Origin of the sequence: Cryobacterium sp. TMT3-29-2, from assembly GCF_004564305.1 — a bacterium.
Classification (GTDB): domain Bacteria; phylum Actinomycetota; class Actinomycetes; order Actinomycetales; family Microbacteriaceae; genus Cryobacterium; species Cryobacterium sinapicolor.
Map to the genome: position 1 here is coordinate 1 of NZ_SOGK01000002.1, position 9701 is coordinate 9701.

The window sequence follows — 9701 nt, forward strand, 5'->3', positions numbered from 1 at the left end:
CCAGCTTCACGGCCTCGTCTTTGTACTCAGGGGTGAAGTCCCGACGTGATCTTGCCATAGTGAACATTCTCTCTTGTGAGGTGTCCACTCGACGGGGTCAGGGCCACCCACATGAGTGTTTTGCGAGGACGACCGTTGAGTTCCTGGGCGACGTGCTCCAGATCTTCCAGTCCGTAGGTGGAGAGGTCGGTGCTTTTCGGGAAGTACTGCCGTAGCAGCCCATTGGTGTTCTCGTTGGAGCCGCGTTGCCAAGGGCTCGCCGGATCACAGAAATAGACGGGCATGTCCGTGGCTGTGGTGAACGATCTGTGGGTCGCCATCTCGGAGCCTTGGTCCCAGGTCAGCGACCCGCGGAGGTGTTCCGGGAGAGTGGCGATGGCGGCCACGAGGCCGTCTCTGACGGCTTCGGCAGTGTGGTTATCGGGCAGGTGCACGAGCATCACATACCGGTTGGTCCGCTCGACCAAGGTGCCGATCGCGGACTGATTCAGCATGCCGGTGATGAGGTCTCCTTCCCAGTGTCCGGGAACGGCGCGGTCGTCGATCTCGGGTGGACGGTCGGCGATCATGATCATCGGATCGGCGAATCTGTTCCTGCGGGCGTGTCCGGTGTTCTGCGCTTTCCGGCGGGTGCGCCCGGTGCGCAGCGCGGCCTGGACCTCTTTCTTCAACCCGCCGCGAGATTGCACGTATAGGGCTTGGTAGACCGTCTCGGGTGACACGCGCATCTCCTGATCATCGGGATACTCCTTGATCAAAGCGTGGCAGATTTGCTCGGGAGACCAGCGGATCTGCAGCTTCTTCTGCACGTAGTCGCGCAATCGTGAACCTTCGACCAGCTTGATTTCCTTCGGGCGGGTTCGGCGCCCAGCGGCCGTGCGGTGGGCCGCGTAGGGCTCGTAGCGGCCCGTGTCGGTTCGGTTCCGGCGCAGCTCCCGACTGATCGTCGAGGCCGCCCGCAGCATGGTCTGCGCGATGGAACGGATCGATGCGCCGGTGGCCGCGAGGTCGCGGATTTTTTCCCGGTCTACAAGCGACAGGTACCGCGGATCCAGCTGCCTCTCGACCAGGGGAAGCAGCAGACGTTGGCGGGCTTCGCTGAGAACAGGCACTTCCTTGTTGTAGTCGATGACGCGGCCGTCGGGGTACACCCGGCGATTGCTGGCGTGTTCGATTCCCTGGTCCCAGTCGATCGCGGTGCGAATGTTCAGCCCGGTCTGTCGGGCCGCGTCGGTACGTGCGGTGCCGCCCTCACGGAGTCGGAAGTACTCAGCGCGTCGGGCCCGGCTGTGTTTCTTCGCGTCGATGCCGGCATCGACCAGCCACTTATAGCAACTGGCGGGATGAAGCCCGACTTCTCGGGCCGCGAGGCTGACCTTGCCGAGGCGTTCGAACGCGTCGAGGAAAGCGGTCCTCTCGGCTTCGCGGTAGGTCCTGTGCGGTAGCGGCGTGTTCGGGGTATCGAGCATGGGCGTTTGCAACTCTCAGAATGGTGAGTGTTGCGACGATCGCTAGAACCCAAGCCGTTTGTGGGGAAATTGGTCCACTTTTGTGCACGTTTAAGTGACCGAGGCGACGTTGGCTATGTGCTGCTTCTAGATCGCCCACTGGGTGTGAGGGTTCTCTGTGGGCACTGTGTGGTGCGGCCGTTCCGGCCTGTGGACATTCATGTCTCTCCGACGACGACCTCGTGCGTTCACTCGCTGCACTTGACGCATACATAGTGCGGTATTGGCATGGCACCCATTTCTGTTTGCTTGAGCTTTGCTATGACTTAGGGGTTCCGGTGGTCGCACCCATGGTTGGGCACTGGTTCGACCAGCACGACGAACGGGGCGCGGAGCCGCGTTCGATCCCGGCTCGATCGGATCGTTGGCGGCGGCGATTTCGCAGATCCTCCCTTACCGGGGAAACATCTCACGGGGTGCAATTAGGGCACAGCGCCGCGCGTGGTGAAATGCCGAACGCGCTGCTATCGCATCTGCACGCGCTGATGTCCACGAATCAGCCCTCGCAGCTGCCGCGCTTGCGCACATTGGCGTAGTCCGTGAGGTCGGTGCCACCGCGGCGACCTGATGGAGACCGTGGTCATTACGGATGCCGTTCCTAAAAAATGGTGGTCAACTACTGCTGGACACTGGTTATTGGGGCGATCAGGTGTGGGCTGATGCACTCGAACGAGATGGGCACTACGGCACCTGACATGTAGGACGCTTCGGGTGAGGCTAAAAAAACGTAGGCGGCGGCGAGTTCGGCTGGTTGTACTGCCTGGCCCAGCGCGGTGTCCTGACCGAAGGTGGATAGCGTGTCCGACCATGAAGCTGCGGGGCTAAGCGGCGCCCAGGATGGCCCGGGCGCGACTGCGTTAACCCGCACCCCGGCTGGGCCTAATTGTTGGGCGAGCGCCTGCGTGAACGCAACGAGAGCGGCTTTGGTCATGGCGTAGTCGATCAACGCCTGTGCGGGGCCCGATGCCGGGATTGATGACGTGGAGATGATCGATGCTCCCGGCCAGAGGTGCGGGATGGCGGCGCGCGCGATCCACAGAGTTGCATAAAGATTGGTTTTGAATACCCGGTCGAACTTTGCCCGGGACAGGTTTCCTGAACCGTTCCGATTTTTTTGGTAGGCGGCGTTGAGCACCAGGATATCCAAGCCGCCGAGGGTTGCCACAGTATCCGCTACGAGATCGACGCAATAAGTTTCCTCGCGAATGTCACCCGGTATGAGCAAAGTGCGGCCGGCGGCCCGGATCTGTTCTGCCGTGAATTCGGCATCCGTCTGTTCGTTAGGCAGGTAGGAAATCGCAATATCGGCTCCATCTTTGGCGTAGGCGATGGCCACGGCCCGGCCGATGCCGGAGTCGCCGCCAGTGATGAGTGCCCGTCTCCCGAGGAGCTTGCTGGTGCCACGGTAGGTGTCTTCCCCACGATCCGGGTGGGGCTTAATTGCCTCGGTCAGGCTGGGTAGACTCCGTTCCTGTTTGGGGTAACCGCCGGTGATGTACTTGGTCCCTGGGTTGTCGTTGTAGTTCGTCAAGTCGTGACTCCCTATCAAGAATCGGTGGATGTTGCCGGTTGAGATAGCACGGTTGACCGCAGCCAGATGACTTCTAGGAGCCGGTGAGTTATCAGCGGATGCGGGTGGCCTTGGTCGTTCGCGCGCGGAAGCCGCCGCTGATCTGCACGAGGGCGGGGAGTTGTAGGCCGAGGAGATTATCGAAGGAAAAGAGCACCTCGTTGACAATTTGGCTGGCTTCCCGAGGTGAGATGCCTCGGCGGCAGGTGATGGCCACTTTCAGTGCTGACTGGTTTTTGACGCGGTAGGTGGAAACGTGGGATGCAACAAGTTCCGGTCGGTTTGTGAGAGCTTCTTCGATGGCGTGCTCGGCCACTTTCGACTCGATGACAACTGCGCCACTGTTGGTTTTTCCGTTCAGCGTGACGAGTCGGCTAGTGCGGCCGTGGCCTTGACGCAGGCTGAAGGTGACCAGCACCGCGATGAGCAGTGCTCCAGCGGCGAGAGCGATGAACCATAACCAGCTGCCGTTGACCGGGACCAGGAATTCGGGAAAGGCGGTGGCCTGAAGCAACTGGGTTGCCCTATCGATGCCGACACGAGTTGCGTTCGTCCAGCTGTCGCGGACAAGCGGAATAAGTGCCACCAGGGCCAGGGTCGCCCCACCGGTCAGGACGAGGAGTCCGACCAGGAAAACAAAGATGCGGTTGAGGATGCGATTGGTGGAGTTCATCCGCCCACCCTCCCCGTGGAGTCAACAACGACCTTCGCGTGTAGGGAACGCAGCAACCCAAAAGCATCAATCTGTTCGCGCACGGCCGTGAGCACCGCCTGCTGATCGATCGCTGTTCCAGAGGTAGGAGTGAGGTGCACGGTGGCGCTACGGGGGGTCACAGTGGCACGCGCGTTGTCTGGGGCCAACTCAGCGACGCGGGCCGCTTCACGAGCCAGCGCGGATGCGATCACCTCGTTGTCGACGATCGTCGCGGCCCGTTCGGTCTCGAGCAGATGGCGAGAGCGCCGGCCAGGAGTAACGGCCACGACAAGGAGAAGCAGCCCGATGAGGGCTCCGGTGAGGCCGAGCCCGCCCACGAAAACGGGCGGTTCAGAGGAAACGCCCGCAACCGCACCCGCCATATCCGCGGGGGCCGCAAGGAGCCCCGGCTGGCCGAGCAGGTTCAACACGATCTCGATCATGAGCCAGAGGCAAGCGAAGATTACCAGGATCGCGAGAATGATCGCTGCAACCGAACGCGACGAGTAAAGCTCGCGCCGGCTGATCCGTTGGTAGGTGGAACGATACTTGGTCATTGAACGCGGCTCTCTGGTCGAATGTCGGCACCGGTGAGCCGCACGGTCACTCGCGACAGGGTAGAACCGGTCAACTCGCGCACCCGGTAATGAATGTGCTGTCTGGCGTGTTCGGCCCGCTCCAGAATCGTGCCCCCGGTGCGAGTCACGATGGAGGGATCCCTGTGCACACGGGTGAGCGCAACGACTCGGATGGGGGCGCTGACCGTGAGGGCGAGGTTGCCCTGATCATCGGTGATCGCGGCACTCACCGCCGAAGGGTCAACGCCCAGAGCGTCCGCCGCGACCGCGGACACTAGCCGATTCAAAGCCCGGGGCGAGATGGTGGTCCGGCCGTTTTTGAGTGCCGCCGGCGACAGCATTTGACGGGTCGCTGTTTCGGAACTGAGGGTTGTCATGACGACGAACGCTTGCCCCGGAATGCGTCAACTAGGTTCGAAACGCTCAGCTTTCCGTCCATAATCCGCCCGACGATCGCGCCGACCGCCATGGCCGCGGCCACGAACACGAATGGCCAAAAGCCAAGGACCAGCCATGTCAGAGCAAGCACGGTTCCGAACACGGCCCCCGTTTTCGCCAAGGTGCTCACTGAACCCGAGCCTCGGACTTCTCGTCCTTGTCGTCGGTCGGCAGGTACACGTCGTTGATGTTCACGTTCACCTCGGTGACCTCCATCCCAATCAGGTCTTCGATTACACGGATCACGGCAGACCGCACCCGCTCGGCCACATCCTGCAGGGCCACGGGGTACTCCGCGACAATGGTGACGTCGGCCGCGACCTGAGTTTCTCCGACCTCCACTTTGATGCCCTGGCTCACGTCCGAGGTGTTCAGGGCATCGCGGATGGCACCGAGCGCCCGGGCGGCGCCGCCGCCAAGGGCGTGCACACCACTGACCTCACGGGCTGCAATGCCGGCGATCTTTGCCACCACAGCGTCGTTGATGACGGTCTTGCCGCGGCCGGGGGTCGCCGAGTTGGAGTTCGGTGCGGTGGAAAGAGTAGGTGTGGTGAGATCTGCCATGGGAGGCTCCTTGTTTGTGTCCCCTGAACGGGGCGTATTTGCAGTAGTTACTAATTAGTCGTAGGCCACGCCGCGTTCGTCACACCCGGTGCTACAGTTCCCAGCGAATTGAGGGGCAACCATTCCAGATAGTGAGAGCAGGGCACTGCTAGCCCACGCTGACGACCGCACCTTGGTGGACCGCGCCGTTGATGGAGACGTTCGAGCATTCGAAGTGCTTGTGCGGCGGTACGGCCCGTTGGTACGCGCCCACGCGACCCGCATCCTGGGCAGCAGCCACGATGCAGACGACGTCGTGCAGGACACGTTCATCACGGCATGGGCAAAGCTATCGACCTTAAAAGATTCTGCGCTGGTAAAAAGTTGGCTGATGCGCATCGCCAGCCACAAGAGCATCGATCGAATCCGCGCACGGCGGCAGCACTCCAACCTCGACGACGTCGACGTGCCTGCATCGGAGAACCATTCACCGACGCAAATAGTGGAGGCACTGTCGCGTAGCGAGGCACTCTCCCAAGTCTTGTCAGCCCTTCCGGAGGATCAACGACGATGCTGGGAGCTGAAAGAGTTCGGGGACTACCATTACGCAGAGATCGCCGAGGAACTCGACTTGCCGGTCTCGACTGCGCGCGGTCTCCTGGCTCGTGCCCGCAAAACTCTGATTCGTGAAATGGAGGCCTGGCGATGATTTCATCCGACACGCCTGAGTCCGCCGCACCCTGGTACGTGTCCGACGACGAGCCTGACCAGCTTGACGGCCACACCATCGAGCAACTCAGCGATTATCTCGACCGAAGCAAGTTGCCCGCCGATCCCTCGATCGACCACTCGCCGGCCTGCCAGATAGCGCTCGCCTCGTTGGAGCGCCTTCATGGGGCGATGAGTTCGATGGTCCAGGATGAAGCGGATCGCGCGCCGAGTCGCGACGATAGCTGGGTCACCACCATCTTGGAAGGAATCGTGCGTGACTCCCGGTCCGGTCGCGACATTCCCATCTCGCATCCGGCGCCGACAGCCCGACTCGCAATCACTGAGGGAGCTGTCCGTGGACTCCTTCGCGCGGCAGGCGATACCGTCGATAACCTCATCGTGGGTCGATGCCGGCTCGACGGGGAAATCACTACCCTGGGAGCTCCGATCACGGTCACGATCGACGCAAGCGTCTACAAGGGTGAGAACATTCCCGTCCTTGCCGACAAGTTGCGGGACACTCTCTTCGGCGCGCTACGCACCCACACCGAGCTCGCCATCGTGGGCATCGACGTAATCATTCGTGACATCTACCTCACGAAGCCTGAGTTCAGCGACGAAGAAGCAACACCATGACGGATGCCGCCGAGCTCGCAGAGAAGCTCGAAGCCATCGTTAGGTCCGTCCCGGGGGTGACCGTCTTGTACCCGACCACGCCGATCGTCGTCACGATTGTCGGGTCTGTTGTCGACGCCCTTACGCAGCGGGCAAAGGCACCGAAACTAGTTACCGTGACGACGGGAGAGGCCAAACTGAGCGTGACCGCGAGAATCGGTGTCGCCTACGCAGCGTCACCCGCCGAGGTGTGCCGACGCGTGTATGACACAATCGCCGCAAATCCCGCCGCTTTGGCGCTTGCCCCCATCAACACCATCTCTGTCACGGTTGTCAGCATCGGATAGAAACACGGCCATTTTCCGCCAAGCGTGACGAAACGGCCGGTAACCGGAGGCAAGGCCACCCAAAGCTCGCCGACAGTTCGGCTCGTGTCCTGTCGGAGCGCGAAGTCGAAACGCTCGGCTAGGAAACGCTCTCTCTGCCGCGGTCGCGCCCAGCGCATTGAAAAAGCGGTCAACCGGTGCGGGCTTTTTAAAACAGACCGCGGGCTTGTCCATAGTGAGATGGACCGCGGCGTTGTCGTGGGGAGCAATCTACTGAGCCCACTCTGGGTGCGCAACGGCTGCCGCCGTCAGCACCTCCATCGACGCGCTGTGCTGCATCAGTGCGGCTTGTGCGACTTCAGGCACAGCATCCAGTTCCAATACGGACACAAGGTCCGGCGGAAGGTCGTACATCGCCGCAGCGAGGTGGCGTTCGTCGGCATCGGACGATGTTGCGAGGGCATGCAGTTCCTCAGCTGTTCGGTGAATGTCAGATCTCCAAGACGGGCCATGGCCTCTCCGCTACGGGTTGCTAGTGTTCTTGCATTTTTTATCTGTCTGGCCGTTTCACCGTAGTTCGCTCCGTGCCTACGTTGCGGGCTTTCGCGGCATATCCTCGCTGCGCTGCGGTATTCCACGACCCTGCACTCCGGCACTCCCGCTCTCTATCGATTTCTCTTGCCAGACAGGCAAAAAAATCAGTTGATGGAGAGAGAACCCAATGACTAACACCACCGCCACCGCCACTGTAGGCACCATCGAGCACATTGACCCCAACCTCATCGTCGTGGAAGCGAACGTGCGCACGGAGGCTGCGCTGGGCCGCGATTTCGTGGCCAGCATCAAGGCAAACGGTGTTCTGACGCCGATCCTCGCCCGCCGCGACGACCAGGGCAACATCATCGTCCGCGCCGGTCAGCGCCGCACCCTCGCCGCCCGTGAGGCCGGACTGGTGACCATTCCGGCGTACATCGTCGAGTCTGACGAAACGACCGTCGAGCGAATCGTGCAGCAGATGGCCGAGAACGACCACCGCGAAGCCGTCACCGACGCCGACCGGGTGGCCGCGTTCCAGCAACTCGCGTTCGAGGGGCTGACGCCTGCCGTGATTGCCAAGCGACTGGGCAGCAAGCCCGCCACAGTCAAGGCCGGAATCGCTGTCGCAGAGAACGCGGTCGCAGCATCCGCCATCGTCAGCCACTGCCTCACTCTTGACCAGGCAGCCACACTGATCGAGTTCGAAGGCGACGACGAAACCGTGTCCGGGCTCATCGACATCGCAACCACCGCCCCGGAGAAGTTCGCCCACGCAGCACAACGCGCCCGCGACGAGGCCCGCATCGAAGCGATCAAGGCCACCGCGACCGCCGACCTGATCGAGCGCGGCTACGAAATTCTTGATCGTGACCGTGGATCCTACGAAACCGACTACGTCAGCATCAGCTACCTGAGCACCGCGGACGGCGAACAGGTCACCGTGCAGCACCTCACCGATGCTGTGGGCCGGGCCGCGTACGTGTACGCATACGCCAGCAGCGACACAGCCTTCTTGCGCTACTACCTGAAAGACCCCAAGGCCGCCGGGTTCCGAAAGTCCAGCGGAAGCGGAGCCACCAGCGGCCCCATGACCGACGACGAGAAGGACGAACGCAAAACCCTCATCGCCAATAACAAGGCGTGGGCCAGCGCCGAGGTCGTGCGCCGCGAATGGCTGGCCGAGTTCCTCAGCCGCAAGACCCTCCCCAAGGACACTGCCAAAGCCATCGCACTGGGCCTGACCGTGCACCACAACGTTGTCGGCAAAGCCAACCAGAACGGCAACGTCCTCGCCCACACCCTCCTCGGATTGGAGCGAGCCAACTACTTTTCCGCTGACAAGCTCTCCGCACTGGTGGAACACTCCCCCACCAAGGCGCAGCACGTCACGCTGACCATCGTGCTGGCAGGCATCGAGGACAGCACCAGCAAGGAAACGTGGCGCTACCCAGACGCCCACAGCGCCCGCTACTTCGAGCAGTTGGCCGCATGGGGCTACAACCTCAGCGAGGTCGAGCAGATCGTGATCAACACAGTCGCCGAGAAGGCAGCCACCAAGACAGCCGAGACCAACGCCGCCACGCTCACACAGGACTAACATCGCCCCAAGCCCCGGCGTGACAGTCCCCCACTGTCACTCCGGGGGCTTCTCTGTTCCCAGACTCCGGCACGGAAGCCAGAGCCGAAAAACAACCAGGCACCCGTCCCTTCGGGCCGTGACGGAACAACGGCGCAGCCGCCGTACCCACCCCCCAGGGGAGCCGCTACGCGGCACAGAGATATCAGAGTGGTATCACTCTGAAAGCAAGCCGGCGAAGCCGTCAGAAGCTATATGGAGCCGCTGTGCGGCGCTGATTGCCGGGCATTTTTGTCCTATCTGGCCAATCATCGTAGCTCCTTCCGTGCCTGCGTCACCCGCAGTGCCGGACGCGCCCTGCGGGCTTATTTCGCCCGGCACTGCAGGCACTTCGGCACTCCCGGTCGCTATCGATTGGGACTGCCCCGAGTTCAGTTGACTCAAAGGGTTAGTGGTTTCAGGCGGCCTTGAGGGCCACGTTTATTGTTTCAAACTTGATCGGGGTGAGCTTACCGAGGCGGCGTTGCCGGCGCTTCCGGTGGTAGGTGCGCTCGATCCAGACCACCATCGCCAGGCGCAGTTCCTCCCGGGTGGACTACCGCTGC

11 protein-coding genes and 1 pseudogene are annotated in these 9701 nt (G+C 62.0%); 4 read left to right on the plus strand and 8 right to left on the minus strand.

Annotation, left to right across the window (positions count from 1 at the left end; genetic code table 11):
* Nucleotides 1-26 precede the first annotated feature (26 nt).
* The 7 genes from E3O67_RS00110 to E3O67_RS00140 form a co-directional block, all read right to left on the minus strand.
* Complete coding sequence (locus E3O67_RS00110; protein WP_370259715.1) at nucleotides 27-1211, minus strand: IS30 family transposase; 1185 nt, start codon at nucleotides 1209-1211, stop codon at nucleotides 27-29.
* Nucleotides 1212-2124: 913 nt separating this feature from the next.
* Nucleotides 2125-3039: an SDR family oxidoreductase gene (locus E3O67_RS00115; protein ID WP_241981889.1), complete on the minus strand. Its 915-nt coding sequence runs from the start codon at nucleotides 3037-3039 to the stop codon at nucleotides 2125-2127.
* A gap of 91 nt (nucleotides 3040-3130) precedes the next feature.
* Nucleotides 3131-3751, minus strand: coding sequence for a hypothetical protein (locus tag E3O67_RS00120; RefSeq protein ID WP_134432835.1), 621 nt, complete (start codon nucleotides 3749-3751; stop codon nucleotides 3131-3133).
* Nucleotides 3748-4329, minus strand: a complete 582-nt coding sequence (locus tag E3O67_RS00125) for a DUF6286 domain-containing protein (RefSeq protein ID WP_134432837.1) — start codon at nucleotides 4327-4329, stop codon at nucleotides 3748-3750. Before E3O67_RS00125 ends, E3O67_RS00120 begins: the two co-directional genes overlap by 4 nt.
* Complete coding sequence (locus E3O67_RS00130) at nucleotides 4326-4727, minus strand: hypothetical protein (RefSeq protein ID WP_241981891.1); 402 nt, start codon at nucleotides 4725-4727, stop codon at nucleotides 4326-4328. The genes E3O67_RS00125 and E3O67_RS00130 overlap by 4 nt, the downstream gene beginning before the upstream one ends.
* The gene (locus tag E3O67_RS00135; protein ID WP_241979387.1) at nucleotides 4724-4918 is read right to left on the minus strand and encodes a DUF2273 domain-containing protein; all 195 of its coding nucleotides are present in this window, start codon (nucleotides 4916-4918) and stop codon (nucleotides 4724-4726) included. Before E3O67_RS00135 ends, E3O67_RS00130 begins: the two co-directional genes overlap by 4 nt.
* Entirely contained in the window at nucleotides 4915-5352 is a 438-nt protein-coding gene (locus E3O67_RS00140) for an Asp23/Gls24 family envelope stress response protein (RefSeq protein WP_135101316.1), read from the minus strand. The genes E3O67_RS00135 and E3O67_RS00140 overlap by 4 nt, the downstream gene beginning before the upstream one ends.
* A 172-nt stretch (nucleotides 5353-5524) precedes the next feature.
* Between E3O67_RS00140 and E3O67_RS00145 the strand changes: the two genes are divergently transcribed.
* The 4 genes from E3O67_RS00145 (at nucleotide 5525) to E3O67_RS00160 (ending at nucleotide 9117) form a co-directional block, all read left to right on the plus strand.
* A complete protein-coding gene (locus E3O67_RS00145; protein ID WP_241979388.1) occupies nucleotides 5525-6040 on the plus strand; it encodes an RNA polymerase sigma factor in 516 nt (171 codons plus the stop codon).
* 38 nt (nucleotides 6041-6078) lie between these two features.
* Nucleotides 6079-6678, plus strand: coding sequence for a hypothetical protein (locus E3O67_RS00150; RefSeq protein WP_241979389.1), 600 nt, complete (start codon nucleotides 6079-6081; stop codon nucleotides 6676-6678).
* Nucleotides 6675-7004: a hypothetical protein gene (locus tag E3O67_RS00155; RefSeq protein WP_134432847.1), complete on the plus strand. Its 330-nt coding sequence runs from the start codon at nucleotides 6675-6677 to the stop codon at nucleotides 7002-7004. Before E3O67_RS00150 ends, E3O67_RS00155 begins: the two co-directional genes overlap by 4 nt.
* 700 nt (nucleotides 7005-7704) lie before the next feature.
* A complete protein-coding gene (locus E3O67_RS00160) occupies nucleotides 7705-9117 on the plus strand; it encodes a ParB/RepB/Spo0J family partition protein (protein ID WP_135101318.1) in 1413 nt (470 codons plus the stop codon).
* 436 nt (nucleotides 9118-9553) lie between these two features.
* Here the strand turns inward: E3O67_RS00160 and E3O67_RS00165 are convergent.
* Nucleotides 9554-9688 (minus strand): annotated as a pseudogene (locus E3O67_RS00165) (IS3 family transposase); the annotation flags it as partial.
* Nucleotides 9689-9701: the final 13 nt, after the last annotated feature.